Below are 26,267 nucleotides of genomic sequence, written 5' to 3' on the forward strand. Positions count from 1 at the left end.
CTTCAGCCGTGGGCTAGGATCGTGACTTTGCTGGACAAAATTCGAAATACAGGTCATGGGATTCGACGGGAATTTTCCGCCGCATTGGAGACCCATTTGGACGCCATCAGCTAGCGCGTCCGCGAGGTCTCGGCGCGGACGGTCAGCGGATATATTGGGGAATTCATGCGGCAACGGGTGTTCGAGTTACGAAATGCGGTCCTGCGGCAGTTCGCCGCCACCTTGGCCGTCTCCTCCTTGCTCGTTCTGATCGGTGTCGGCGGCGCCTCCGCCCAGAGCGGCACGCCGGCTCCTGACCAAGGCAAGGCGGCCGCCCAGCCCGCCGACGCCGCCAAGGACGCAGCCCAGAATCAGCGCCGCACCGACGAGTTCGCGGAAGCAGCGCAGGTCATCAACGGCCCGGCCGGCAACCCCGAATGCGTCTGGCTCGGCCGGCGCGTGGTGCGGCTGATGTGGCGGGACGACCTCGATACAGCGTTCCGCCATCTCGACCTCTACGACCGCTTCGGCTGTCCCGGCGGTCACATCCAGGCCGCGTTCCGCTGCCTGACCCGGTTCGGTGGCCAGATCGATCCGAAGGTCGCCGAGACCCTGGACAGCCGCGTGCACGCGTGCTGGATCAACCCGAACGCCCAGCCGCAGCAGGCCGCCGCGGCCTCCTCGCCGGCAGCGCCGGCCGCAGGCAACTCTCCGGCACCGCAGCCGGCCGCGAGCCCCTCGCCTGCGGCAAGCCCGTCCCCGGCCCCCTCGAAATAGCGCGATCGTTTCAGCTGCCGTTCAGGAACGATCGGCGATAGAGACGGTTGGCACTGCCACGCATCCCAAAAGGCATGCCCTCATAAGGACATGAGGCCATGACAGTTGTGAAACCGCGCGGCAGAGGTATGCTCCCTTTGCCGCGGACTCGGTCGGATCTAGGGGTCGGATCCGCTTCCCTGCCACCTCAGCCCCTTTTGGTTTAGCCGCGATGCGCGTTGTCGCCGCCGTTCTGTTGCTCGTGTCTGTGCTCCATGCAGGAGTCTGGGGGGTCTTGCGCGACAAGGAACCCGCGCCTGACTTCAAGGGCCTGCTGCCCAGCGTTTCCTACGCCCCGTTCGAAGGCTCGGCCCATCCCGACATCGACAACATTCCGACCGTCGAGAAAATCCGCGCCGACCTCAAGACGCTGTCGACCATGACGCGCGCGATCCGCCTCTATTCGTCCACGGGCGGCGTGGAACTGGTGCCGCCGATCGCGGCCGAGTTCGGCCTCAAGGTCACCGTCGGCGCCTGGATCGACAAGGACAAGGACCGCAACGAGCGCGAGATCAAGGCCGCGATCGAGCTTGCCCGCAAGAACAGCAACGTCGTCGGTGTCGTCGTCGGCAACGAGGTGATCTACCGCGGCGAGCAGAAGGTCGAAGACCTCATCGACATGATCAAGAAGGTGAAGGGCGCGGTCCGCGTGCCCGTGACCACCGGCGAGATCTGGAACATCTGGCGCGACAATCCCGACCTTGCCTCCAACGTCGATTTCATTGCCGCCCACGTGCTGCCCTACTGGGAAAACTTCCGCTCTGACCAGGCGGTGGACCAGGCCGTCGACCGCTACAACCTGCTGCGCAACCTGTTCCCGGGCAAGCGCATCGTGATCGCCGAGTTCGGCTGGCCGAGCCAGGGCTACAATCTGCGCAACGCCGACCCGGGTCCGTTCCAGCAGGCGCTGATCCTGCGCAACTTCGTCACGCGTGCCGAGGCCATCGGCATGGAATACAACATCGTCGAAGCCATCGATCAGCCCTGGAAGTTCTTCGAAGGCGGCGTCGGTCCGTACTGGGGCATCCTCAACGCCAGCCGCGAGCCGAAATTCGCCTGGACCGGTCCGGTGGAGAACCCCGACTATTGGAAGCTCATGGGCATCGCGCTGCTGGTCGGCATCCTGCTGTCGCTGCCGATCCTGCGGATCCAGAAGGCGACCGCAAAGCAGGCCTTCCTGCTCTCGGCGACCGCCAACGGCGTCGGCGCCTGGGCCGCGACCGTGTTCGCCTTCTGGAACAGCCACTACTTCATCTTCGGCTCGGCCTTCGCGCTGACGCTCGGCATGATCCTCCTTGTTCCTCTTGTTCTCATTGCGATGGCGCGCATCGACGAGATCGCCGCGGTCGCCTTCGGCCGGCCGCCGCAGCGGCTTCTCACCAGGAGCAAGCCGGTCGCGAACGTGCCCGAGAACTACTATCCGAAGGTCTCGATCCATATCCCGGCGTACTTCGAGCCGGTCGACATGCTCAAGCAGACGCTGGATGCGCTGTCGCGGCTGAACTATCCGAACTACGAATGCGTGGTCATCATCAACAACACGCCGGATCCCGCCTTCTGGCAGCCGATCCAGGACCATTGCCGCGCGCTCGGTGAACGCTTCAAGTTCATCAACGCCGAGAAGGTGCAGGGCTTCAAGGCCGGCGCGCTGCGCATCGCGATGGACCGCACCGCCGCCGATGCCGAGATCATCGGCATCCTCGATGCCGACTATGTCGTCGAGCCCGATTGGCTCAAGGACCTCGTGCCGGCCTTCGCCGACCCGCGCGTCGGCCTCGTGCAGGCGCCGCAGGAGCATCGCGACGGCGACCTGTCGATCATGCACTACATCATGAACGGCGAATATGCCGGCTTCTTCGACATCGGCATGGTCCAGCGCAACGAGGCCAACGCCATCATCGTGCACGGCACGATGTGCCTGATCCGCCGCGCCGCGATGGACATGGCCGGCGGCTGGTCGTCCGATACGATCTGCGAGGATTCGGATCTCGGCCTTGCGATCCAGGAGCTCGGCTGGACCACCCACTACACCAACACCCGCTACGGCGCAGGCCTGCTGCCCGACACCTACGAGGCCTTCAAGAAGCAGCGGCACCGCTGGGCCTATGGCGGCCTGCAGATCGTCAAGAAGCACTGGCGCCGCTTCCTGCCTGGCGCGAGCCGGCTGACGCCCGACCAGAAGCGCGAATATGGCCTTGGCTGGCTAAATTGGCTGGGCGCCGAAAGCCTCGGCGTGGTCGTGGCGCTGCTCAACCTCGTCTGGGTGCCGATCGTCGCCTTCGCCGACATCGCCATTCCCGACAAGATCCTGACGCTGCCGATCATCGGCGCCTTCGTCGTCTCGCTGGCGCACTTCCTGTCGATGTATCGCGCCCGCGTCGCGATCAAGCCGGGCCAGATGCTGGGCGCGATGATCGCGGCGATGAGCGTGCAGTGGACGGTGTCGCGCGCGGTGGCGCAGGGCCTGATCACCGAGCACATCGCGTTCGCCCGCACCTCCAAGGGCGGCCTCAGCCGGATGTCGATCGAGTTCCAGGCGTTCTGGGAAGCCGTGATCGGCGCCCTGCTCTTGATCGGCGCCGGCGTGCTGGTCGCCTCCAACAGCTTCCGGCAGATCACCGAGATCTACATCTTCGCCGGCGTGCTGGTGCTGCAGAGCCTGCCGTTCCTCGCCGCGGTCGCCATTGCCATCCTCGAGCTCAGCCGGATCAACTCCTTCCAGTTCTGGCGCGACAGCGCGATCCGCACCGCCGAGCTGATCGGCCTGCGCCCGGTCGCCCTGCCCCCCGTCGGCGCGCCGCAAACCGTGCCGAGCGAAGTGCGGCGCGAGACGAACTGACGGGCGAAAAGCTCGCCTGTGGCCATCCTCGAGACGCCCGTCTGCGGCGGGCCCTCAGGGTGCGGCCGTACTGTGCGGCGAGACTGCCAGACCCTCATGGTGAGGAGCCCGCCAAAGCGGGCGTCTCGAACCATGGAAGGCCCGGCTCTTGCGGCAGCCTCCTCCCCTCGCGCAGGAGCTCATCGCTGTTCAGCGTGGACGACGAGCCGCCAATCAGGTTGAAATTCCCGGCCTAACCAGCGGAAGCAGCGAGCAAATCCCCGCTCCTGCGGCTATCTTCGGCAACCATCCGCACTATTGACCTCCGCAGCCACTCCCCCTACACAGCGCGGGCCGAGAGCATGATCCGGAAACAGCCGGTTTTTCCCCGCGACGCAAGCTCAAGAGCGCAGCGGCAAGACATGCTTCTCGAATGTCCGACCACGATGGCGATCTCTTAATCTTAGCCATCGGCGGCCATGGGAGCGCGTAGCTCAGCCGGTAGAGCACGTGACTTTTAATCACGGGGTCCTGGGTTCGAGCCCCAGCGCGCTCACCAAATTACCTATGAACCAGCGATTAGACGCCCATTTGGGCTTCTGTGGTGCTGATCTGAATTCAAGCCGGTTGATCTTGCGGTGCAGCTGGAGCAGACAGCCGGCCAGATAGGCTGTACATTTCCGAGCACGAGAGAGCCAAATGAGCACCCTTCCGGAAAATCAAGTTATCAACATTGCAAAGACTGTCGCGGCGTCAAACGGCGTTAGCTTCACCGACGTCCGGACGGCTCCCGCAGTCGACTCCACTGGGGCACCTGCGATGGAGATTAGATTCGTCCTTACACCCGGGTCGTCTGCCGCGATCATGGGACAGCGCTCTGCGAATACGATCGTCCAGATCATGCAAAAGCTCGCGGATGCTGGCGAAGACCGATTCCCGATCGTCCAGTACGAGGAATAGCGTGCCACCCGATCCCAACGAACTTTTACGGCGGGCGGATGAAACGGCGGCAGATTCAGGAGCAACGGAAACCAATCTCAGGCGAGCCGTATCGGACACCTACTACGCCCTGTTTCATTTCACATTGCAGGCAGCGGCCGACAAGGTCGTCGGTGCCGCTTCTAGTTCCAGCGCCATTTATGAACTGGTTTATCGGAGTATTGATCACAAGGCGTTCGCGGCCCTGTGCAAGACCATCAGCACTCAGCCGACCAAGGTAATCGGCTTGCCTGCTAGCGGGCTTGGTGAGGTTGGTGATTATGCAGGTATAGTTGCCAGTCTTTACGAGCAGCGGATCCTTGCGGATTACAGCACTGTGTGTCCCTACACGGCGACCCAAGTCCAGCTGCACATTTCAAACGCTCGCCAGGCGATCAGCTGGTTTCAAGCAGCGTCTTCCGAACGACGAGAATGTTTTCTGATCAACTTGCTGTTCAAGGCTCGATAAATCGCAAGACTTCGGCGCGACCGAATTATGGGCGACCCGGTGGCTGGTATTGGTGTTGTGGCGTGTGCGCCACCGGGCCTCGCCGATCCCAAGCCTGGGCTAGGCCGGAGATCGACTACCAATAAGGTATGCGGCTTGTTCACCTGCGATTTTGCGATCCGTCAAGTTCTATCGCGTAGGACGGGTCGAGCTCTTGCGAACGCAGTACGCGTTGCGGTAAGCGCCAATACTGATCCGCCATCGATCATCTGAGCGATCCTCAAAAGGGCTGCGGAGGGATGCACCGAATTGGCACTGCGGCCGGTTAGCACGTAGGATCGCCGCCTTGCTCGCAACCGAGCGTGCCAAATTCCGACAGAGTCCCGTATCTTACGGTGACAGTGCACTCTACCTGCTATGACCAGCCCGTAGGACGGGTCGAGCTCTTGCGAAACCCATCGCTCGTTGCGATCAGCGCCGCTGCGATCCGCGATCGATTATCGGAGCAATCCTCGAAGGACGGCGGAGTGGCCGACCGAATTGCCGGCGATGGGTTTCGCAAGGGCTCAACCCATCCTACGCACTTCTTGAACTCCATCGCTTCGAAATTTATCCCGGAGACCAATAACGTGCCGCCTGCAGAGCAGGCCGCCTAGTTCCGAGCGATCATCCGTGCCTGTCGCCGCGATCCGCCTCGGCCGACGTTCGACGAGGCATTGTCGAGCCAGTGCCGTGTTGCCTCTGCTTCGTCACTCCAGCCGGGGACCGCGAAGCGTGCCAGTTGGCGTCGCACCTTCGTCAGATGCGCGAGATGGGCGTTGCGCGGCGTCTTCGCTTGTTGCGCCGACTATTGGTGCAGCCAACGCTTGGCTCTCATGCTGACCGATGGCCCGCCAACATGCGGCTGTCAGATCTCGAGCGGCGGTTTGTCTGTAGAGCGTGCGGTCGGCGCGGCGCCGATGTTCGGCCGGAGTAAGCCGCCGATGGCCCTCACGGCGACTGATCACGCGAACGAATAAATGGGAAAAGCCGCAGCGTGGTTCCAGCCCCCACTGCGGCATTCCCGGCAGAAATAGAACCAAGTACTTAAATCGCGCCGGTGTTCTTTCTATAGAACACCCCGTTCCGAAAATGGATTCCGTATAACTACCGGAATGCGATGTTCTACGCATTGCCGCCCAGATGCGAATGTGGCACGGCTCGGGTTCCAGCCCCCAAATGCTCCCGGCTGCCGATTCAATTGCGGATCAGAGCGCCGGGAGTGCCGGGCGAGATAAGGTGGTCGTCCGACCTCCCGTCTCTCAAAAGGAAAATCCCTCGTCCCCGATGCGATCGATGCCGCACAGCGATAGCTCTGCGCCTCTGGATGCTGCACTGATGTCATCATTTCCGAACGGGTTGGAGTTGCGGTGACAGTGCACACAACGATTGCGCTTACCGCTCCTGCTTGGCACTTGGCTGCTGTTCCCAAAGCCCTCCCACCCCAGAAATCGGAAGACACCCCGCCGGAAACGTGTACGCTTCTCCAAAACCGGAGGGACAGCATGTTTGAAATCAACGGTTTCGACACGGCGGGCGTCGTCAAACTCAAGCGGCCGTCACTCACCGCCGCCCTCAAGAAGGCCAAGGAGCTTGTTCAGGACGGATGCCGGGACGTTCGGGTCGTTGACCCCAGCGGCCGCATCTATACTTCGTTCGACGAGCAAGCCGCCTAGTTCCGAGCGATCGCCCGCGCCTGTCGCCGCTATCCGCCGCGGCCGACGTTCGACGAGGCATTGTCGAGCCAGCGCCGTGTTGCTTCGTCACTCCAGCCGGGGACCGCGAAGCGCGCCGGTGGCGTCGCATTCGGGCGTGGCCGGTCCACCGCAACAGGGCGTGCGCGCGGGCGATGCACCGTTGCTGCGTCTGCGGCGGTGCACAGCACGAGCGACAGACCCATGAGACACAAGGCAAAAAGCGAGCGCATCGCATCAGCTCCAATCGAGCAATCGTTCCGTCATGTGTTGCACCTGTCGGTTCGCCACAATCGACCGCGCCTTCACAAGCAGGCGAGACAAGCGCGGGCTCTTGCACGGGCACCGGCACCGGCGCCGGCAATCGGTGACGCGGGCGCGCGCTCCCATTGCCAGTCTATTCGTTTGGGCGCACGCTCTCTCCAGGCGCTTCAGACGCCGCACGGGAGAGACACATGAAGGAATCGGGCCTGGATGGTCGCCATCGGGACAGGGATGGCCAGATCAGCAAGAAGCACGGCAACACGCTGGTCGGCACATTGCGCAAGATCTACGGAAAGGGTTTTGCGGCCGGCTATCCCGATGCGGCGCAGCTCAGCGAGGTCCTGGCCCAGCTCAACGAGACATCGCTGAGCCAGCTGCGTCGCGATCACGACACCGGGCATCTGGGGCACAAGATCGATCACGCCTTGAAGTGAGGCCTCGCGGTGAGAGCAGCCATCAAAGGCGCACATCCAGCACCAGTTACTGGCGTTCCTCATACTTGTTGCAGCGGCCATCGCCATGTTGGACCCGGCTGAGCTCCTGAAACGGCGGATCACAACGCAGGAGCGTGTACACTCTGTAGGAGGGCGGCGGGACGCGCCAGCAGAGATTCTGGCCCGCTGGTATCTGGTACGTATCCCCGTTCGCCAGCGTATAGCTGCACGAGGCGTCCTGAGCGTTCACCTTCGCCTCTGCGTGGGCCTGGCTCAGCGAAGCCACCGCGAGGAACATCACCAATAATCCGCGCATTTTGTCCTCCGCACATCTGATCGCACATTGTCCAACTGGGGTGCGGACATCGCTGGAACAAGTCACGGATTTCTGAAAAGCACGCCTGGACCGTTCCAGGCGAGCCCCCCAAAGCCCGCTGACAACCCCGCGCCGCGCCAAGCAGCTTGACGAAGAACTGCTCGCCCTCGGCGAGGGCACCATGCTGCTCGACGAGCTTGATGGCTTCATCGCCGGCCTGCTGACCTGCCCGGAGCTGATCATGCCCAGCGACTGGCTCCCTGTCGTCTGGCATGAGGACAGCGCAGACCAAGCGCCGGTCTTCGAGAATCGTGATCATGCCAATCGGGTTCTCGGGCTCGTCATGGAGCACTACAACAACGTCGCGCGCACGCTGATGGAACGCCCCGAGCGGTACGGTCCGTTATTCTGTGTCGACACCCGTAATGACGACGTGCTCTGGGAGCTTTGGATCGGGGGCTTCGAGAAGGCCGTCGCGCTACGCCCGGCAGCCTGGAAAGAGCTGCTCGACGCCGACGCTGATACGGCGGCGGCGATGAGCGGGATGCTGCTGCTTGCCGAGATCGCCCGGGGAGACAAGGAGGTTGAGTTCGACGATCCCATCCTGACCGCAGCACCTGACAAGATCGCCGACTGGGTCGTCATCCTCAACGAATGGCGTCTTGCCAACCACCAGCCGATTCAGGATAGCGGCCCAACGACCTTCACGGCCCCGGGAACAAAGGTCGGTCGCAACAAGCCGTGCCCATGCGGCTCAGGCAAGAAATACAAAAAATGCTGCGGGCTCAACTGATCGAGACCGCGGTCCTCACAGAATGCTTGCCCTGAACCGGCGGATCGACGATCGTTGACCTGTCTTCAGCTTTCCGGAACCGACGTCGCAGCCGGCACGGTCAACGGCGCCCCTCCCACCGAAACCGGCCCCAGGGGCTTCGACGGCCGGACCAGCCGTTTGCGCATCGCTGCGGACAGCCCATAGCGAGCATTCGCGCGCCGGATCGAGGACGTGACGTCCGACATCATCACATTTTGCAGCGAGTCGACCTTCGCGATCAGCGTGGTCAACTGCGAAGATATCTTCTTCACATCGACCCGTTCGTCCGTGATGCTCTGCCGCAGGGACAGCAGCACCAGTGAATCCTGCTGCAGCAGGGCCGCATTCTGCTGCAAGGCATGGTTGTTTGCCTGCAACGAATCCGTGTGTTGCTGCTGGGCGAACTGAATGTCCTTCAGGGCAGCGACGACCGGATCCCGTTTCGGCGCGGGCGCTTCCTGGCGCGGAAGCAGCTGAGCCAGGCTGCCGACATTCAGCGACGGCAAGCCGGACGGCGACGTATAGACGGCCGCCGCGCCGTTGATGGCCAGCGCACACACCGCCAGGAGCAGCACCGTTTTCCGGCCGGGCCGCGTGTGCGGCACTGGAGCTTCCGGGGCCGCAGGATCGTGCGCGGCTGCGGCGGCCGCAAGGGCCACCGCGTCGAGTTCTTCGGCGAAGCTTGGCGTTTCCAGGGACGTGGTCATCTGCGTTGACCCCAATGAGCGAGCAACAGGACGCCATCGCCGGAACGTCCTCGTGACGGCTCCTATACGCAGCACCCATCTCCAACTGCCTAAAATTGTAGGCTTTTCGGATTAATTCCACGTTAGCGGCCTGGCCGGCCGACGGGCCCGACGCCCCCGGCCGACTACGGATCCGTGTGCTGCGCACTCGCTCTGGAACGCCGAGCACGCGCTCCGCAGCGGCGGCTTCCGACCGACGGATTTTCCGAAGTTGGCATCATGCCACTGTTTTGCCCGACAGGTCAAACGGGCTTTTGGCGCCTGATGCAGAAAGCGTTGTGGCAGAAGCACTTGGCTACTGTGCATGGGGTTGTTTTCGCGTTTCTTTACAGATCACCCCTCGTCGAGCACCTCGAACAGCGCCTCCACCCGCTCGAACGGCGCATCGCGCATCGCACTGTGATGGACCACCCGATCGCCGTCGCGTTGCAGCGACTTGCCTCTCGATTTGCGCAGGCGCCCCGGCAGGAACGTCGCAGCCACAGCCTCGGGACCGACGTCGAGGCGGATGATGCCTCTGCGCTTGCACTCGATCCTGAGCCTGGCTGCGGCGAAGAAATCGCGCGCCACCTTCGGCAAGGGTCCGAAGCGGCGGGAGGTCTCCTCTTCGAGGTCTTCGAGGTCGTCCTCGCCATTGCATCTTGCGGCGCGCGCATAGAGCTCGAGCCGCACGGGCTCGGACTGCACATAGGTCTCGGGCAGCATGTCCCCGACCGGCAGGTTCAGGTCGGGCACCCACACCGCGGCGCGCTCCTCGTCGGCCTTCTCCGAGGCCATCTTCAGGAGGTGGCTGTAGAGCACGGGCCCGAACACCTGGACATGGCCGGACTGCTGCTCCGAGAACAAATCGCCCGCGCCCCTGAGATCGAGGTCGCGCTCGCTGATGGCGAAGCCGGCGCCCGGCCGGCTGAACTCCTCGAGCACGGCCAGCCGCTTCTCGGATTGTCCCGACTCCGTCTCGGTCAAGAGATGGGCGAAGGCGCGGATGCCGCTGCGGCCGACACGTCCGCGCAGCTGGTGCAGCTGGGCAAGGCCGAACTTTTCCGGCCAGCACACCACGATGGTGTTGGCGCGGGGAATGTCGAGGCCGCTCTCGACGATGTTGGTCGCGAGCAGGACATCGGCACCGCCCTCGACGAAGCTCATCATCCGGTCGTCGATCTCGTCGGCAGGCAGCTTGCCGTGCAGACAGACGATGCGCAGATCCGGCGCCACCGCCTGCACCCGCGCCAGCATCGGATCGAGATCATGGATGCGCGGACAGATCAGGAAGCTCTGGCCGTGGCGGCGCTGCTCGCGCAGCAGCGCCGAGGCGATGGCGGCATCCGACAGCGGCGCAATCCGGGTCGCGACCGGAAGCCGGTGCACCGGCGGCGAGGCGATCACGCTGAGATCGCGGAAGCCGGCAAGCCCGGCGGCGAGCGTCCGCGGGATCGGCGTCGCGCTCATCATCAGCACGTGGACGTTCCTGGCGAGGCCGGCGAGCCTGGCCTTCTCGGCTGCGCCGAAATGCTGCTCCTCGTCGATGATGACGAGACCGAGATCGTCGAATTTGACGTCCTTGCCGGTGAGCGCCTGGGTGCCGATCACGACCTTGATCCGGCCGCTGCGCAGGCCCTCCCTGGTCTCCCGCAGCTGCGCGCCGGACGTTGCCCGCGACAGGTTTCCCACCTCGATGCCGAACGGCGCAAAGCGTTTCTGGAACGTCGCGACGTGCTGCCTGGCCAGCACCGTCGTCGGCACCGCGACCGCCACCTGCTTGCCCGACAGCACCACCGCGGCCGCCGCGCGCAGCGCCACCTCGGTCTTGCCAAAGCCGACGTCGCCGCAGATCACCCGGTCCATGGGATGACCGGATGCAAGATCGTCCAGCACGTCGCTGATGGCCTGGGCCTGGTCGATCGTCGTGAAGTAAGGGAAGCGCGCGACGAACTTCTCGTAGGCCGATCCCGGCGGCACCAGCTTTTCGGCGCGCCGCCGCCGGCGCTGGCTGATGTGCTTGGCCAGCACCTTGCCCGCGGCCTGGATCTCGCGCTCGGCCTCGCCGCGGCGGGCCCACCATGTGCTGCCATCCGCCTTGTCGAGCGCGAGTTTGCCGAGCTCGGTCGCGTAAGGCCACATCAAGGCGAGATCGGCCGGCGGCACCAGAACCGCATTGTCGCCTGCGAACTTCAGGCGGATCATCTCGCGCATGGCGCCGCCGCCGGTGTTGACGGTCTGCAAGCCGTCGAGCACGGCAAGGCCGCGCTGGAGGTGGACGACCACCGTGCCCTGCTCAGGCACATCGGCATGGTCGAAGGCCGCACTCCAGGCGCGCGCCATCGGTTGCGGATGATGCGCGCGGCTGCCGAGCACGTCCGACGCCGTCACCACGACCAGAGGCTTCTTCCCCGGCACGACGAAGCCGGCATCGAGATCGGCCAGCAGCGTCGCCTCGCCGCCCCGCCCACGCGCCGCCTCGTCCCAGTCGTCGCAGCGCTCCGCCTTGACGCCGCTCATCCGCTCCATCACGCGCAGATCGTCCTCGTGCGCGGCGACGAGCATCAGTCGCGATCCGGCCCGGCGTGTCTCCTCGACGAAGGCGCGCAGCGCCTTCCTGGTGGACGTCAGCTTCGAAAACTCGGGGATGTGCTGGAAGGACGCAATCCGCGGCAGCACCTTCATGCTCTTGGAGAGCTGCTTCCAGTCGCGCCGTGCGAGATATTCGCGCTCCCGCTCCGATCGGCCTGCGGCCTCCTCGATCGTGTCCAGCCAGGCGTCAGCATGCAACGGGACGCCGGCATCCGCGATCCATTTGGCGCCCCCGCAATAGTCGAACAGGCTCGCGCGCTTGCCGCGTTTGCCGGCGAGGCCGAGCCGCTCCGACATCGGATCGACGAGCAGCTCCTTGGTCTCGAAGATGATCCTGTGCTCGTTCGGGTCGAAGGCTACGATCCGCCTGATCGCACGCTCCGAATGCTCGATCCGGAACGGCCCCAGCGCGCCTGCGGGAAATATCTCGAAGGTCTGGCCGTGGAACAGCGCGCCGCCCGGATAGTCCGGCTCGTCGTCGAGATCGTATCCGAGGGCCTGGAGGCGGCTCTCGAGGTCCCGCTCGGAGAACGCGCCGCCCACCTTCAAGCTCAGGCTCAGGCGCGACAGGCTCGCCGGCGGCGGCAGGCGCTCCATCACCGCTTCCGCGGTCGACACGAGAAACAACGGCTTCCTGGATTTTGCAAGGCGCCTCAGCACCGAGGCTCTGCGCCCCGCTAGCTCGTGCGACGGCTCGAGCTGGTCGAACGGCAAGGTGTTCAATCGCGGAAACACCAGCACCTCGCAGGACGGGTCGAGTGCGTGAATGACGCTGCCCAGCCGCTCCGCCCTGTTCTCGCTCTCGGCGAGGAAGACGATCCCGCTGCGTCCGGACTGCTTCCATTGTGCAAGCAGGTGAAGAGCCATCATGCCGAGGGGCGACGAAGACGAGATCGTGGCGCGCTGCGATCCTTTGCTCTTCTTCGGCGCCTTCCTGGCCACCCCTGTCTTCTTCGAAAGCCTCACTTGAACCCGTTTCTGGTCTTGCATTGTAGCCAACAGAATGCGAGCCGCCCTCATCTCGAATCGGCAGCTCGCCGCCATGCATATGGGATTTGCACCGCGAACGCACCCCTCGTCGCAACGTTCAAGGGCGGCGCCGCGATCCCGACAATCTGGCGGTTTGCTGGGCCTGCAGCGCGGAACTCATGCGGCCCGCGATCGGCATCGCTCGATACAAGCATTGCGACGATCGAAGACGTCGTGCGCGCATGCAGCCACGAAAAAGCCCCAGCGCTTGGAGCCACACTGGGGCGTTTCGGTCAACATGAATAGGTTAAGCAATGACGTCTTCATAGCAGCGGTTTCGCCGCGTGCTTGTGAACTGGTTCACACGCTTTGCGTCGAGCAAACGACCTCAGCGCGAGAGGCCCTGAGGTCGCCAACCTTTATGGGTAAGGTTTTCTCGCGGCCCGGGGGCGTTGGGGCTTGGGGATGGGCCGTGAGCCTGGATTCGACGCACGCCACGCAGAGTCGTTCCAATGATCCACGCCCAACCGGCTGGGGCGCTCCAATCATGCCGGAACGGAGTACCTCATCTCCCGGTTTGAGTGCGCACCCGGCACGCGTTAGGATGCCCGTTTTTACGGAGGCTCATTTGAGGTCATTCATTTTCATCGGCGCCATCGCACTGCTCGCGACGGCCGCCCACGCACAGACGCTGGTCGATCCCAACAAGGTCGCTCCCGAATACCGCGAGGCAGCCGAGAAACGCCGCGCCGAGCAGTTGCGCCAGCGTGAATGCGCGCTGAAGGCCGATCTCGAGAAGGTGCTGCCTAGGGATCGCACCGCCTTTCTCAACCATTGCCTGGAAGCGATGGCGGCCAAGCAATAACGGCTGACCGTTCCAACCGGCGTCTTGGCGCGATGCGCGCATGGTCCGCGGTCATTTGCCGGGCGGACGCGATCGGCGGTGCGAGAGGACCAAGCTCAGCTCCGCCGCCGCTTTCGCGGAAACAGGCGGTCGCGGATGTAGCGCGAGGTCGGCGTCAGGCGGATGCCGCGGGGCTTCTGCCAGGCGGCGCGGTCGATCTCCTTCTTGTCGCCGATCGCCAGCCTGCCCTTGGCGGACTTGGCGATGAAGATCGCGTCATTCATCTTGCGGCCGGAGCGCTTGTTCCTCGTCTTGACTTCCTTCCAGAGGGTGATCCTGCCGAGCTTCAGCTTTGGAAGCTCCTCCTTGATCTCCCGCCGCAGACAGTCCTTCTCCGACTCGCGCGGACGCTTGCGGCCGCCCGGAAACATCCAGAGGCCATCCGACCGGCGCCTGACCAACAATACCTTGCCGCGCCTGGCGGCAACTAGCTTGGAAGACTTTGCCATTGCTGCCGTTATCGAAAACAGAATCGACCTGATCGTAACTTGTCTAGTCGAACAGACAAGTTCGCGGCATGCTTTGATCACAGGCCACAAGCCATCGGGTCCTGGCGCGGCACGGCCGGAAGAATGCACGTTCGGGCCGCGAGATCAGCCCTCGCCCGCCTCCGCCTGATCCTCGGTCCTGATCCAGGCCATCATGATCTCCCAGGCCACCGATAGGATGATCGGCCCGATGAACAGTCCGACGATGCCGTGGGCCAGCGTGCCGCCGATCACGCCGACGAAGATCACGATGGTCGGAGTGGTCAGTCCCCGCCCCATGACGAGCGGCTTCAGCATGGTGTCGATGAAGCCGACGAGGACGAAAAACACGGTCAGCAGCAACGCCGTGGTGACGTCCTTGGCGGTCCAGATCCAGATGATCACCGGCAGCAGCACGAGGAAGGCACCGATCTGCACGATCGAGAGCAGCAGCACGATGAAGGCGAGAAGGCCCGCACTGGGCACCTCGGCGAGCTTGAATCCGATGCCGGCGAGCAGCGCCTGTACGATCGCGACGCCGATCACGCCCTGCGCCACGGCGCGAATGGTCGCTCCCGCAAGCGAGAGGAAATGCTCGCTCTGCTCCGGCACGATGCGGAACAGGAAGCTGCGGCCGGCGCCGACCAGGCGCGGCCCGTGCGGAAACAGGAATCCGGCCACGAACACGGAGACGAGAAACTGCAGCGTGCCAAGGCCGGCGTCGCCCGCGAGCGAGAGCAGCGGGCCTGCCAGTGGCTGGAGATACGGCGCCACCTCGCGCACCACCGCCCGGATGTTGTTGTAGGCCTGGTCCCAGAGCTCGTAGAGCCAGGGCCCGACGAGGGGCCACGATTTGAGCTGCTCCGGCGCCGACTGGAGCGCGAGGTCGCCGGTGCCGAGCTGGTGCGCCAGCTCGCGCACGCCGTCCACCGCGCTGATACCGAGCCAAGTCGCCGGACCAATGACGATGCCGAGCGTGATCAGGGTTAGGATCGCTGCTGCAGTCTTGGGCCGGCCGCCGAGGATCTTGGCGACCCAGCTGAACGCCGGATAGAACGCGACCGCGAGCACGCCGCTCCAGGCCAGGATCGGCACGAACGGGCGGATAATCAGGAAGGTCCAGATGATCAGCAGGGCGAGCAGGCCAAGCCGGATCACGAGCTGGATGACATCCTCTCCCGTCAGGAGCTGACGGAGACTTTTCACGGGCACGGCTTTCCTTGCGGCATGAACGCAGCTTCCGGCGCTTGCACGGCCCGGCCGTTATTGCCAGCAACGCATCCGGCGTCAAGACGACCGGAACCGACCGCGCCTCGATCAGGCCCCCATCGCGCGACGATGATGCACCATCCCGGCCTGCGCCCCAGCCCGGCTTGGCTAACGACCGTTAACCGGATTTCCCCGCGCCGGTTTACGCCGCTGCAAACGCTGGCGGCTATCGTGGATCGAGGTCACCGAAACGCATTCTGTGCAATGGCCAACAGCATCTGGACGATTGAAGAGTTCACCTGTGCGGGTTGCGGCATGAACTACACCGCGACCAGGGAGGAGCACAGCGAGGCCCATACCGGCAGTTTCAAGTGCGGCATCTGTAGCGGCGTCGTGCACGCCTGGTCGGGCAAGCACCATTTCTTCGGCTGGCAGGCCGTGAAGACGAAACCGCCGGTGTTCGGGAAGCGCTGGGCGGGCGTCGGGTGGTAAGCCGTCCGCAGCGTCGCAGGATCCGCCCAATTGCACCGCCGCCGTTTGCACTCCGTTCACCGGTCGGCGCTAGCTAGATCAGCAAGGATCCTCCGCGCCAAACCCCAATCATGGCCGACCTCAACGCCGTCCTGACCAGGCTCAACGACCGTCTGCTCCGCCTCGAGGGCGAGCTGTTCGTGCTGCGCTCGCTGGCACGCGCGACGCTGACGGCCGGCGACGACCACGCGGCACGCATGCGCAAGCTGGTCGAGGCCGCGAAGGTCGCGCTCGATGACGAGGCCAGGCGCCCTCTCGACAAGCCGACGCGCAAATATGTCGATGCGGCAACCGCGCTGGTGGAGGAGCTGCTGGTCGAGCCGACCCCGGCGCGGCCGCTGTTCACGGTCATCGACGGCGGCCGTCGCGATTGAGCGACAGACATTTTAGACCCGCCATCGGTCAGCGCGCAGACATGTCAGGCGCACGCGCCGCAGACCACTAGGTCGCCGTGGACTTCTCCGCCTTGAGCCGGCTGAGTCCCGCCTCGATGATCGCGATCTCCTCGTCGATCTGGCCAATCGGCAGGCTGAAATCATAGCCAGACCTGCTCTTCAGGTCGACCGCGAGCCGCTGCCGGTGCATCATCAGCTCGTCGAGCCCGCGGCGGTTCTTCAGACGCACATAGGCGTCGACGATCTGCTCGATTGCGCTCGGCATGAAATCTGTCCCGTCGAAAAGGCCCGGCTGCGCGCCCACGCCGGCAGATGTTTTCAGTGTCGCGGTACGCAATACAAATCCGCGACGGATTCGTCGATACGCCAAGCTGGTTGAGATCGCGTTACCGCCGGACGATTTCGTGATGCGTGGCGTGAAAAGGCCGCCGGCGATCACGCCGACGGCCTAAGCCGGGTTCGAAAATGGATGCGGGTTGAAATGTAGCCAGCCCCGGTCGGGGCACATTATCAGCCGATCAAGGACATCTTTGTTAAAATCGAAACACAGGAACCGCTTATCGGTCACTTATCGTCCGACCGTGGCGGCGCGGCAACGCTAGTCCGTGACGCAGAAATAGGTGCACCGGCGGCTCGCGCCCGGCGCATTGTTGATAACCCGCGCAAACGCGGCGCGGGTGGTGACAGGGCGTGCTGACGTGTTATCGGGGAATGACGCAGTTGCGAAACGGATCGGACACCCATGCGCATTACCCTCGTCGGCTCCCGCCATTTCGGCGTGACCACCCTGAACATGCTCCGGGAGCACAGCGTCTCGGTCGTCCGGGTCGTGGTAGCCGATGCCGAGGATCGCCTCGCCGCGACGGCGAGGGCCGCCGGAATCGAAGTCGTGGTCCAGGCCAATCCGAAGCTGGTGGTGGCTGCCGAGATTGCCCCCGACACCGATCTGATCATCACGGCCCACAGCCACGCCCGGATCGGCAAGGACGCGCTCGCCGCCGCCAAGCTCGGCGGGATCGGATATCATCCCTCGCTGCTGCCGCGCCATCGCGGCAAGGCCGCCGTGGAATGGACCATCAAGGAAGGCGATCCGATCGCCGGCGGCACGATCTATCATCTCGCCGACCGTATGGACGCTGGCGCCATCGCGGCCCAGGACTGGTGCTTCGTCAAGAGGGGCGAGACCGCACGGGAGCTTTGGGAGCGCGCGCTGGCGCCGCTCGGGCTCAAGCTGCTGGCCGATGTGATCGACTACGCCAAGGTCCACAAGGCGCTGCCTGCCAAAGTCCAGGACGAACAGTTCGCGACCTCCGCGCCGAGTCTGTCCTGACGTTTACCCTTAATGTGAGCCCGCGTTGATTCTGCTTCGAAAATCGGAGTCGGAATCTCAAATAAACCATTGTACCAACAGGAACAATTTTCGATTTGGCATTGCAACAAATTTCCGTCACATTTCGTCCGAATAAGCGTCAGCATATCAGACAAATTCAAGGATGGGATTTATGCGTTTTGGTCGCATTGCGGTGTTCTGTGCCGCTTCAGTTTTCACAGGCACCCTCGCCGCCCCCGCTTTCGCCCAGAGCCCCTATGACGGCAATTGGCACGTCACGATCGTGACCAAGAGCGGCTCGTGCGAGCCGACCGCGAGTTCCATGCTGACGGTTGCCGATGGCAAGATCACCGCGCCCGGCGCTAACGTTTCCGGCACCATCGGCCGCGAGGGACTTGTGAAAGTTTCGATCAATGGTGCATATGCCAACGGTCAACTCAACGGCAACGCCGGATCGGGGAAGTGGAATGGAGCATCAGCAGGCATACCTTGCAGCGGGCGCTGGGAAGCATCGCGCCAATAAACCAACGCAGGTTCGTGCCCGAAATCGGCGGCTGTTGATCGCGGCCTCCGTTTTGTTTGCGGCTGCGGCCGCCAATTCCGAAAGCAAGGCGCAATCCGGTCCATTCGCTCCGATGGCAGGAAGCTGGAGCGGCGGCGGCACGGTCAGCCTCGAGGACGGATCGACGGAACGCATCCGTTGCCGGGCCAAATACGCTCCCGTCGGCCCCACAATGGAAATGACGCTGACCTGCGCCAGCGACGCCTACAAGTTCATCCTCTCCGCCAACGTTCAGTCGGCGGGAAATGCCATTACGGGAAGTTGGAGCGAAGCCAGCCGCAACATCTCCGGCTCGCTCCAGGGCCGCGGTGGCGGCGGAAACTTCGAGGTGGTAGCCTCTGCCGCCGGCTTCAACGCCAACATCGCGCTGAGGACGCACGGCAACAAGCAGACCGTCACGATGCGCGCGGACAGCCAGTTCCGCGGCGCCAACATCTCGATGTCGCGCTAAGGCGGACCACAATTATCACAATCGGCCCGGCGGTCTCGCCGGGTCTTTTTTATGCACCCGGCACGAACGCCGTGACCTCGATCTCGACCTTGGCCCGGTCGTCCACGAGGCCGCCGATATAGAGCAGCGTCGAGGGCGGGAAATTTCGTCCGAGCGTTTCCTTCCAGGCCGCACCGATGCCAGCACCAGCCGCTTCATACTCGTTGCGGCTGGTCAGGTACCAGGTCAGGCGGACGATGTGCTCGGGGCCGGCGCCGGCCTCGCCCAGGAGCTTGATGATCCGTTTCAGCGCAGTCGCGACCTGCGCTGCCATGTCGGACGCGTAATTGCCGGCTTCGTCGCCGCCGGTCTGGCCGGCCAGAACCACCCAGCGCCCTGGCCCCTCGACTACGACCCCATGGGAAAAGCCGCGCGGTTTTTTCCACTCGGCCGGCTGCAAGATATGCATGAGCGACGCTCTCCCGATCTTCTCGTTGTCCAGAGATGCCTACCACGCACCCTGCATCGCTGCATCCGCTGATTTGGCCGTTGCAAACGCCGGTGATGTCGCCGATACCGGCCGTCCCTTCGTGTTTCCTTCCTCCGGCATCCTGCCCCAATGAGCGCGACACCGTCCAGAACGATGGCTGCACTGTGGATGGCCGGCTGGCTGTCGCTGATGCTGGTCATGGCGGTTGCCGGTCGCGAGACGACGCGCGAACTCAATGTTTTTCAAATCATGGAAGTGAGGTCGCTGGTCGGCTTCGTGTTGCTCTCGCCGATCATCTACCGCGCGGGCGGCTTGAAGGTGCTCAAGACATCGCGCCTGACGGAGCATGTCGGGCGCAACCTGGTGCACTATGTCGCCTAGCTCGGCTGGTTCTTTGCGCTGACGCTGATTCCGATCGGCCAGGTGGTGGCGATCGAGTTCACAATGCCGATCTGGACGGCGATCCTCGCGGCAAGCTTCCTGTCGGAGCGGATGACGCCATGGAAGATCGCCGCCATCGTGCTCGGACTCGTCGGGGTGATCGTCATCGTCCGACCCGCGACCGGGGAGATCAATCCGGGCCAGCTCATCGCGCTGGGAGCCGCCATGGGATTTGGCGTGTCGATGGCGCTGGTCAAATCGTTGACCCGCACCGAAAGCGCGCTCTCGATCCTGTTCTGGATGCTGGTGGTACAATCGGCCGCGGGCTTCGTTCCGACATTGTTCGTCTGGACCTGGCCATCGGTCTATGTCTGGGCCTGGGTCGGCGTGATCGCCGTCTGCGGCACATTTTCACATTATTGCCTCGCCAGCGCGATGCGCTACGCCGACGCGACGATCGTGGTTCCTATGGACTTCCTGCGCGTCCCCCTGACCGCGACCGCCGGCTGGCTCCTGTATTCCGAGCGGCTCGACGCCTGGACCGTCCTCGGCGCGGCGCTGATCCTGGGCGGTAATCTGCTGAATTTGAAGCCCGCTTCGCCCGTTGTCGCTCGCGCGCAGTGAACCTCGCGCCGCCTCGCGCGACAAAACGAAGTGGCCGTGTGATCTGGATCACGTTGGAGGGGCACTCCATCGTGCACATTCGGCCACACAGCAGCGGGTTGACGCAGCGGACCGGCCGTTTTGGTGGCGTGACGTCGGGCACTTCGTGTAGGTTCGTTGCCAATTTGTTGCTGCCTGCAATTCGATTCTGGGGATTTCAGAATGCGCTATCTCACCCTCCTCACTTCGCTGGTGTGCATGGCACTGTCGATCGGTGCCGCAAAGGCTGACCGCCGCGTCGCCTTCGTCGTCGGCAACGGCTCCTACAAGAATGTCGCGCAATTGCCGAACCCGCCGATCGACGCCAAGGCGATGGCAGCCACGCTGCGCAACGTCGGCTTCGAGGTCATCGAAGGCTCCAATCTCAGCCGCGACCAGATGACGGAGAAGCTGCTCGATTTCGGCCGCAAGGCGCAGGGCTCCGACATCGCGCTGTTCTATTATGCCGGCCACGGCATCGCCGTCAGCGGCACCAACTATCTTCTCCCGGTCGATGCCGACATCAAATCGGAGATGGACGTCAAGCTAGGGGCCGCCATCAACATCGACCTGACGCTCGAGCAGACCATGGGCGATGCCAAGGTCAAGCTCGTCTTCCTCGATGCCTGCCGCGACAATCCGTTCGCCGCCAAGATCAAGTCGAACGCGGCGACGCGCAGCGTCAACGTGCAGAGCGGTCTCGCCGAGATGAAGTCCGGTGAAGGCACCCTGATCGCCTTCGCCACCGGTCCCGGCCAGACCGCGCTCGACGGCCAGGAGGGTAACAACAGCCCGTTCACCCGCGCGCTGATCGACAACATCACCAAGCCCGGCGTCGAGATCCAGCAGGCGATGACGTCGGTGCGCGCCCAGGTCAATGAAGAGACCCGCAAAGGCCAGCTGCCCTGGGGCCACACCAACCTGACGGGCTCCGTCTATCTCAATCAGGCGCCGACGACCCAGGTCGCCAATGCGGCGCCGACCGCGTCCGGCATCGTGCCGGCGGCGGCCGGGGATGGTGTCGAGCTCGAATACTGGCGCTCGGTCAAGGAGTCCAACAAGCCCGAAGAGCTCAACGCCTACCTCACCGCCTACCCGAACGGCCAGTTCAAGGCGCTGGCGCTGGCGCGCCTCGCGGCGATCAAGAGCGGCGCCTCGACCGCGACCCGCACGCTCAACGCCGGCGTCGATCCTGCGACCTTCACCGACGAAGCCACGCAAGTCACGGAGGACCAGATCGGCCTCGACAAGAACAAACGCCGCGACGTGCAGCGTCGACTGACGGCGCTAGGGTTCGACACCAAGCAGACTGGCGTATTCAACGACGAGACGCGGTCCGTGCTCAAGCGCTGGCAGACCGCGCGCGGCTATCCCTCGTCGGGTTATCTCAACAAGAACCAGCACAAGGCCCTGCTCGCGGAGATCGTCGCTGCCCCGGCGGCCGCCAGCGACACCAGCCAGAAGCCAGCCCGGCGCGCCAGCGCTCCGCCTCCCAGCAGCGCGCCGGCTCCGCAACACCGCAGCAGCCCCGGCGACGCCGCCGGTGCGGCCTTCGTCGGCGGTGTCGTCGGCGGCATGATGGGCGGCATGTTCCGCCGCTGAGCCGAGGCGAGATCGACAACACAAAGCCCGGCTCACGCCGGGCTTTTTTCTTTGGTCGTCCTCGCAGTGGTGTCGAGTTGGTGCCTACTTCCCCGCAGCTTTCCGCAGCGCCTCGTTGATGCGGTCCTGCCAGCCGGGACCGCCCTCCTGAAAGAACTCCAGCACGTCCTGGTCGATGCGCAGGGTGACCTGCTCCTTGATGCCGGGAACGGCGCTTTGTTTCGGCGGCGCCACGGCGACCTTTGCCGTCACCTTCTTGAACGCCGCCTCCGCTTCCGTCCTGGCATCGCCAAGCGTGCGCGGTCGTCTCGGTTGATCCGCCATCTGCTAGATTCCTTCGAACAGCGCCGTCGAGAGATAGCGCTCGGAGAAAGACGGCACGATCGCCAGGATGGTTTTTCCCGCCGCTTCCGGACGCTTGCCGATCTGCAGCGCGGCCGCAATCGCCGCACCCGAGGAGATGCCGCCCGGGATGCCTTCATGCCGTGACAGCGCGCGCGAGGTTTCGATTGCCGTCGTCGAGTTGATCTTCACGATCTCGTCGATCACGGAACGGTCGAGGATGTCAGGAACAAAGCCGGCGCCGATCCCCTGGATCTTGTGCGGCGTGTGCTGTCCGCCGGACAGCACCGGGCTCTCCTCCGGTTCGACCGCAATCACCCGCAGCGAGGCCCTGCGTGGCTTGAGCACCTGGCCGACGCCAGTGATCGTTCCGCCTGTGCCGACGCCGGCCACGAAGAAATCGATGTTGCCGCCGGTGTCGTTCCAGATTTCCTCCGCGGTGGTGCGGCGGTGCACCTCGGGATTGGCGAGGTTCTTGAATTGCTGCGGCATCACCGAGTTCGGCGTCGTCTTCACCAGCTCCTCGGCGGCTGCGATCGCGCCCTTCATGCCTTGCGCCGCCGGCGTCAGCACCAGTTCGGCGCCGAGAAAAGCCAGCATCTTGCGCCGCTCGATCGACATCGACTCCGGCATCACCAGCTTGAGCCGGTAGCCGCGCGAGGCCGCCACGAAGGCGAGCGCAATACCGGTATTGCCGGAGGTCGGCTCGATCAGCACGGTGTCGGGCTTGACGATGCCCGCCTTCTCCATCGCGATGATCATGGCCGCGCCGATGCGGTCCTTCACACTTGCTGCAGGATTGAAATATTCAAGTTTTGCCAAAATGGTCGCGTTTACGCCGTGCATGCCGGGCAGCCGGCGCAAGCGCACGATGGGCGTGTTGCCGAACGCGTCGACGATCGAGTCATAGATCCGGCCGCGGCCGGCTTGGTGCGCTGCACCCGTAGCGGAAGATGCGTCCATGATGAACTCCCTGTGGCAACGATCTGCACTTCCATCGCGGCCATTGCGCAGTTACAGACAGCTTGCGGCGACACGCAAGCGACAATGCGGCACATGTTAAATACGCTGCATCGCAAAATCACGTGAGCGGTAAAATCAGAAAACCTACGCATTTGTGTTGCGACCTCGTCAACTGATTCTGCTTATGTTAGACTTAGGTCTCAAAGCAGGGAGGTCACCACGATGTCAGCGGTTGCTGAAGTGATGTCGACCGTAGCGCTAAGGCGTGATCCGCGTTGCAGCGAGTTGCCTACGTGTCCCGTCTGCGCCGACTCCATGGTCGCCGCCGAAGCTTCAGCCTACGTCTCGGACCACATGATCAGCTATCTCTGGACCTGCGACAATTGCGGCTATGGCTTCGTGACCAAGCACGCCCTGAAGCAACGCTTCACCTGCAACTGATGTTGACTTGCAACTGATCTAGCGCGGGGCGATGTCGCCCCTCGCCCAGTCCTCGCGCGTGCGCTGATAGAACTCGTCAAATTGTCCCTGCGCGATCGCACCTCTGATGCCCTGCATCAGGAACTGGTAATAAGCGATATTGATCTCGGACAGCAGCATCGCGCCCAACGTCTCGCCCGCCTTGACGAGATGATGCAGATAGGCACGCGCGTAGTTGCGCGCCGCAGGCCATGAGCTCTCTTCGTCGAGCGGACGCGGATCGTCGGCGTGGCGCGCATTGCGCAGATTCACCTGGCCGAAGCGCGTGAAGGCGACGCCATGCCGGCCATTGCGCGTCGGCATCACGCAATCGAACATGTCGATGCCGCGCTTCACGGCTTCGAGGATGTCGTCCGGCGTGCCGACGCCCATCAGGTAGCGCGGGCGTTCTCTCGGCAGCAATGGTGCGGTCTCGTCGATCATCGCCAGCATCACTGCCTGCGGTTCGCCAACCGCAAGACCGCCGATCGCATAGCCATGGAAGCCGATCGTAACGAGGCCTTCGGCGCTCGCATGACGTAGTTGGGGGATGTCGCCGCCCTGCACGATACCGAACAGCATGTAGCCGTCCGGGGCGCTCTCGAAGGCGCGCTTGCTTCTCTCGGCCCAGCGCAGCGACAATTGCATCGCGCGCTCGATGTCGGCGCGCTCGGCCGGAAGCCGCACGCATTCGTCCATCTGCATGGCGATGTCGGAGCCGAGCAAACGCTGCACCTCGATCGACCGCTCCGGCGACAGCTCGACCTTGGCACCGTCGATATGCGAGCGGAAGGTGACGGCGTTCTCGCTGACCTTGCGCAAATCCGCCAGCGACATCACCTGGAAGCCGCCGGAATCCGTCAGCATCGGTCCGTTCCAGCCGGTGAACCGCTGCAATCCACCGAGCGCGGCGATCCGCTCCGCGCTCGGACGCAGCATCAGGTGGTAGGTGTTGCCCAGCACGATGTCGGCGCCGGCATCGCGCACCTCGCGCCAATGCATCCCCTTCATGGCACCGGCGGTGCCGACCGGCATGAAGGCCGGCGTCCGCACAACGCCATGCGGCGTGGTCAGCCGCCCGGTGCGCGCGGCCCCATCGGCGGCGAGCACTTCAAAGTGATTGGGGAGATCATTGTCCGGATTCATGGCGGTGCTTATTGCGTGTCGGGGCAGGCCGATCAACCCGCCAGACCGCGCTCCCGCCGATTTATGCTCCAGACTGGGACAGCAATTCGCACGAGGGATCGGCGCTCTCCACCCTTGCCAAACAAAACGATACCGTGTAGTTTTGTCTTGGGGACTGGACGGGATGCCGCAGGCGAATTTGCCGGCGGTCGTACATGCGTGATCGCCAGCCACCGACAATGCCCACCCCTTCATGTTCGACCGACGCATCCGTCTCCACGTGTGACCGGATCAGGCAGACTATCGTCCGCCTGACCAGATCGCTGGTCCTGGTGTGCAGCTTGGCGCTCGGCGCCTGCACCTCCCTGCCCCGCACGCCCTATACGGCCGCGGAAGCCAGCACGTCGCGCGTGCTCGATATCGACGGCCTCCGGCGCTACGCCGACGATCCCGTCACGAAGTTCAGCTTCGAGAAGGCCAACAGCACCGCGACGAGATCCTATCTGGCGCTGTCCGGCGGCGGTGCCGACGGCGCCTATGGCGTCGGCGTGCTCAACGGCTGGACCGCGGCGAGAACCCGCCCCACCTTCACCGTCGTCTCGGGCGTCAGCACCGGCGGCCTGATCGCGCCGTTTGCGTTCCTCGGCCCGCAATATGACGACACGCTGAAGGAGGTCTACACCAGCGGCATCGCGGAGAGCCTCCTGAACGATCCCAGCATCATGCGCGTGCTGTTCGGATCCGGCCTGTTCGGCAACACGCGGCTGCGCGAGCTGGTCGCGCGCTATGTCGGTCCGGAGATCCTGGCGCAAGTCGCGCGCGAAAATGCGAAGGGTAGGAAGCTGCTCGTGGTGACGACCGACCTCGACACCCAGCGCACCGCGATCTGGGACATGGGCAAGATCGCCGCGGTCGGAACGCCTGAGGCCCTGAAGCTGTTTCGCGACGTGATGGCGGCCTCGGCCAGCATTCCCCTGGTGTTTCCGCCGATCATGATCGATGCCGAAGGCCAGGGCCGCAAGTTTCAGGAGATGCATGTCGACGGCGGCGTGACGGCCCCGGTGCTGACATTGCCGGAAGCCCTGCTGTTCCAGAGCGGCCGCATGCCCGGCAGTGCGATGATGGACATCTACATCCTCGTCAACAAGAAGATCGAGCGCAACTTCGAGCTCGTCTCCAACGGCACCATCGACGTTGCCTCACGCAGCCTGTCGGCAATCACCCAATCGCAGACGCGCTCGATCATCTTCTCGACGTACGATTTCGCCAAGCGCAACCGACTGGGATTCCATCTCTCCTACATCGCGCGCGACTACCCCGCCCCGCCGTCCGAAGGGTTCGATACCACCTATATGCGGGCGCTGTATCAGTACGGATACGAGAAGGCTGCATCCGGCCAGGCCTGGACCTCGACGCTTCCGTGAATGCGCGTGACGGAACGAGGTAATACCGAAACCGTTGACGATATGGCCAATTCGGCCAGATTCGCGATGACGCCTCCGCTCCTGCGCGATATAGAGCGAATGACCGATATCACGACCGCGCAGGA

The 26,267-nt window shown here is 63.9% G+C and carries 25 protein-coding genes, 1 tRNA gene and 1 pseudogene; 17 read left to right on the top strand and 10 right to left on the bottom strand.

Annotated features, from left to right (window positions below; genetic code table 11):
* Positions 1 to 165: 165 nt before the first annotated feature.
* From H1B27_RS13110 to H1B27_RS13130, 5 genes are all read left to right on the top strand, one after another.
* Positions 166 to 756: a hypothetical protein gene (locus H1B27_RS13110; protein ID WP_061881727.1), complete on the top strand. Its 591-nt coding sequence runs from the start codon at positions 166 to 168 to the stop codon at positions 754 to 756.
* A 211-nt stretch (positions 757 to 967) separates the two neighbouring features.
* Positions 968 to 3,634: a glycosyltransferase gene (locus tag H1B27_RS13115; RefSeq protein ID WP_061881728.1), complete on the top strand. Its 2,667-nt coding sequence runs from the start codon at positions 968 to 970 to the stop codon at positions 3,632 to 3,634.
* Positions 3,635 to 4,096: 462 nt separating this feature from the next.
* Positions 4,097 to 4,172, top strand: a tRNA-Lys gene (locus tag H1B27_RS13120).
* A gap of 357 nt (positions 4,173 to 4,529) precedes the next feature.
* The gene (locus tag H1B27_RS13125) at positions 4,530 to 5,060 is read left to right on the top strand and encodes a hypothetical protein (RefSeq protein ID WP_197966332.1); all 531 of its coding nucleotides are present in this window, start codon (positions 4,530 to 4,532) and stop codon (positions 5,058 to 5,060) included.
* A 1,523-nt stretch (positions 5,061 to 6,583) separates the two neighbouring features.
* Complete coding sequence (locus H1B27_RS13130; RefSeq protein ID WP_197488764.1) at positions 6,584 to 6,754, top strand: hypothetical protein; 171 nt, start codon at positions 6,584 to 6,586, stop codon at positions 6,752 to 6,754.
* Positions 6,755 to 6,783: 29 nt separating this feature from the next.
* Here the strand turns inward: H1B27_RS13130 and H1B27_RS13135 are convergent, their stop codons facing one another.
* The gene (locus H1B27_RS13135) at positions 6,784 to 7,005 is read right to left on the bottom strand and encodes a hypothetical protein (RefSeq protein WP_061881731.1); all 222 of its coding nucleotides are present in this window, start codon (positions 7,003 to 7,005) and stop codon (positions 6,784 to 6,786) included.
* Between the two features lie 222 nt (positions 7,006 to 7,227).
* Here H1B27_RS13135 and H1B27_RS13140 point away from each other — a divergent pair, with 222 nt between their 5' ends.
* Positions 7,228 to 7,470 carry a hypothetical protein gene (locus H1B27_RS13140; protein WP_197966333.1) on the top strand — a complete coding sequence of 81 codons (243 nt, stop codon included), beginning with the start codon at positions 7,228 to 7,230 and terminating at the stop codon, positions 7,468 to 7,470.
* Between the two features lie 434 nt (positions 7,471 to 7,904).
* Entirely contained in the window at positions 7,905 to 8,579 is a 675-nt protein-coding gene (locus H1B27_RS13145) for a UPF0149 family protein (RefSeq protein ID WP_283816980.1), read from the top strand.
* 65 nt (positions 8,580 to 8,644) lie between these two features.
* On the opposite strand, the gene H1B27_RS13150 is transcribed toward H1B27_RS13145, so the two are convergent.
* Both H1B27_RS13150 and H1B27_RS13155 read right to left on the bottom strand, forming a co-directional pair.
* Positions 8,645 to 9,307: a hypothetical protein gene (locus H1B27_RS13150; RefSeq protein ID WP_197966335.1), complete on the bottom strand. Its 663-nt coding sequence runs from the start codon at positions 9,305 to 9,307 to the stop codon at positions 8,645 to 8,647.
* Positions 9,308 to 9,679: 372 nt separating this feature from the next.
* Entirely contained in the window at positions 9,680 to 12,787 is a 3,108-nt protein-coding gene (locus tag H1B27_RS13155; protein WP_197966454.1) for a DEAD/DEAH box helicase, read from the bottom strand.
* A gap of 727 nt (positions 12,788 to 13,514) precedes the next feature.
* Between H1B27_RS13155 and H1B27_RS13160 the strand changes: the two genes are divergently transcribed.
* Positions 13,515 to 13,751 carry a hypothetical protein gene (locus H1B27_RS13160; RefSeq protein WP_061881737.1) on the top strand — a complete coding sequence of 79 codons (237 nt, stop codon included), beginning with the start codon at positions 13,515 to 13,517 and terminating at the stop codon, positions 13,749 to 13,751.
* A 95-nt stretch (positions 13,752 to 13,846) separates the two neighbouring features.
* Here H1B27_RS13160 and H1B27_RS13165 read toward each other — a convergent pair whose 3' ends face one another.
* Together H1B27_RS13165 and H1B27_RS13170 are read right to left on the bottom strand one after the other, a co-directional pair.
* Entirely contained in the window at positions 13,847 to 14,239 is a 393-nt protein-coding gene (locus H1B27_RS13165) for an NUDIX hydrolase (RefSeq protein ID WP_028182320.1), read from the bottom strand.
* 144 nt (positions 14,240 to 14,383) lie between these two features.
* A complete protein-coding gene (locus H1B27_RS13170) occupies positions 14,384 to 15,469 on the bottom strand; it encodes an AI-2E family transporter (RefSeq protein ID WP_061881738.1) in 1,086 nt (361 codons plus the stop codon).
* A gap of 261 nt (positions 15,470 to 15,730) precedes the next feature.
* Between H1B27_RS13170 and H1B27_RS13175 the strand changes: the two genes are divergently transcribed.
* Entirely contained in the window at positions 15,731 to 15,958 is a 228-nt protein-coding gene (locus tag H1B27_RS13175; RefSeq protein ID WP_061881739.1) for a hypothetical protein, read from the top strand.
* Positions 15,959 to 16,068: 110 nt separating this feature from the next.
* The gene (locus tag H1B27_RS13180; protein ID WP_028136298.1) at positions 16,069 to 16,371 is read left to right on the top strand and encodes a hypothetical protein; all 303 of its coding nucleotides are present in this window, start codon (positions 16,069 to 16,071) and stop codon (positions 16,369 to 16,371) included.
* A 67-nt stretch (positions 16,372 to 16,438) separates the two neighbouring features.
* Here H1B27_RS13180 and H1B27_RS13185 read toward each other — a convergent pair whose 3' ends face one another.
* Complete coding sequence (locus H1B27_RS13185; RefSeq protein WP_061881740.1) at positions 16,439 to 16,657, bottom strand: hypothetical protein; 219 nt, start codon at positions 16,655 to 16,657, stop codon at positions 16,439 to 16,441.
* Positions 16,658 to 17,134: 477 nt separating this feature from the next.
* On the opposite strand from H1B27_RS13185, the gene H1B27_RS13190 reads away from it, so the two are divergent.
* The 3 genes from H1B27_RS13190 to H1B27_RS13200 all read left to right on the top strand — a co-directional run bounded on the left by H1B27_RS13190 (position 17,135) and on the right by H1B27_RS13200 (position 18,735).
* Complete coding sequence (locus H1B27_RS13190; protein WP_197966336.1) at positions 17,135 to 17,722, top strand: formyltransferase family protein; 588 nt, start codon at positions 17,135 to 17,137, stop codon at positions 17,720 to 17,722.
* Between the two features lie 172 nt (positions 17,723 to 17,894).
* The gene (locus tag H1B27_RS13195; RefSeq protein WP_197966337.1) at positions 17,895 to 18,245 is read left to right on the top strand and encodes a hypothetical protein; all 351 of its coding nucleotides are present in this window, start codon (positions 17,895 to 17,897) and stop codon (positions 18,243 to 18,245) included.
* Entirely contained in the window at positions 18,190 to 18,735 is a 546-nt protein-coding gene (locus tag H1B27_RS13200; protein ID WP_197966338.1) for a hypothetical protein, read from the top strand. Before H1B27_RS13195 ends, H1B27_RS13200 begins: the two co-directional genes overlap by 56 nt.
* A gap of 49 nt (positions 18,736 to 18,784) precedes the next feature.
* Here H1B27_RS13200 and H1B27_RS13205 read toward each other — a convergent pair whose 3' ends face one another.
* Positions 18,785 to 19,183: a RidA family protein gene (locus H1B27_RS13205; protein ID WP_197966339.1), complete on the bottom strand. Its 399-nt coding sequence runs from the start codon at positions 19,181 to 19,183 to the stop codon at positions 18,785 to 18,787.
* Positions 19,184 to 19,333: 150 nt separating this feature from the next.
* Here H1B27_RS13205 and H1B27_RS13215 point away from each other — a divergent pair.
* A pseudogene (locus tag H1B27_RS13215) lies at positions 19,334 to 20,209 on the top strand (DMT family transporter).
* Between the two features lie 201 nt (positions 20,210 to 20,410).
* Entirely contained in the window at positions 20,411 to 21,829 is a 1,419-nt protein-coding gene (locus H1B27_RS13220) for a caspase family protein (RefSeq protein ID WP_197966341.1), read from the top strand.
* Between the two features lie 84 nt (positions 21,830 to 21,913).
* Here the strand turns inward: H1B27_RS13220 and H1B27_RS13225 are convergent, their stop codons facing one another.
* Positions 21,914 to 22,153 (bottom strand): BrnA antitoxin family protein, encoded by a 240-nt coding sequence (locus tag H1B27_RS13225; RefSeq protein WP_061881746.1) that lies wholly within the window; start codon positions 22,151 to 22,153, stop codon positions 21,914 to 21,916.
* 3 nt (positions 22,154 to 22,156) lie between these two features.
* Positions 22,157 to 23,134 carry a cysteine synthase A gene (gene cysK / locus H1B27_RS13230; protein WP_197966342.1) on the bottom strand — a complete coding sequence of 326 codons (978 nt, stop codon included), beginning with the start codon at positions 23,132 to 23,134 and terminating at the stop codon, positions 22,157 to 22,159.
* A gap of 222 nt (positions 23,135 to 23,356) precedes the next feature.
* Here cysK and H1B27_RS13235 point away from each other — a divergent pair, with 222 nt between their 5' ends.
* On the top strand, positions 23,357 to 23,575 hold the full coding sequence (locus H1B27_RS13235) for a hypothetical protein (RefSeq protein WP_061881748.1): 219 nt from the start codon (positions 23,357 to 23,359) through the stop codon (positions 23,573 to 23,575).
* Positions 23,576 to 23,593: 18 nt separating this feature from the next.
* Here the strand turns inward: H1B27_RS13235 and tgt are convergent, their stop codons facing one another.
* Positions 23,594 to 24,739, bottom strand: a complete 1,146-nt coding sequence (gene tgt, locus H1B27_RS13240; protein WP_197966343.1) for a tRNA guanosine(34) transglycosylase Tgt — start codon at positions 24,737 to 24,739, stop codon at positions 23,594 to 23,596.
* A 194-nt stretch (positions 24,740 to 24,933) separates the two neighbouring features.
* Between tgt and H1B27_RS13245 the strand changes: the two genes are divergently transcribed.
* Positions 24,934 to 26,142, top strand: a complete 1,209-nt coding sequence (locus H1B27_RS13245; protein WP_197966344.1) for a patatin-like phospholipase family protein — start codon at positions 24,934 to 24,936, stop codon at positions 26,140 to 26,142.
* Positions 26,143 to 26,267: the final 125 nt, after the last annotated feature.

Origin of the sequence: Bradyrhizobium diversitatis, from assembly GCF_016031635.1 — a bacterium.
Classification (GTDB): domain Bacteria; phylum Pseudomonadota; class Alphaproteobacteria; order Rhizobiales; family Xanthobacteraceae; genus Bradyrhizobium; species Bradyrhizobium diversitatis.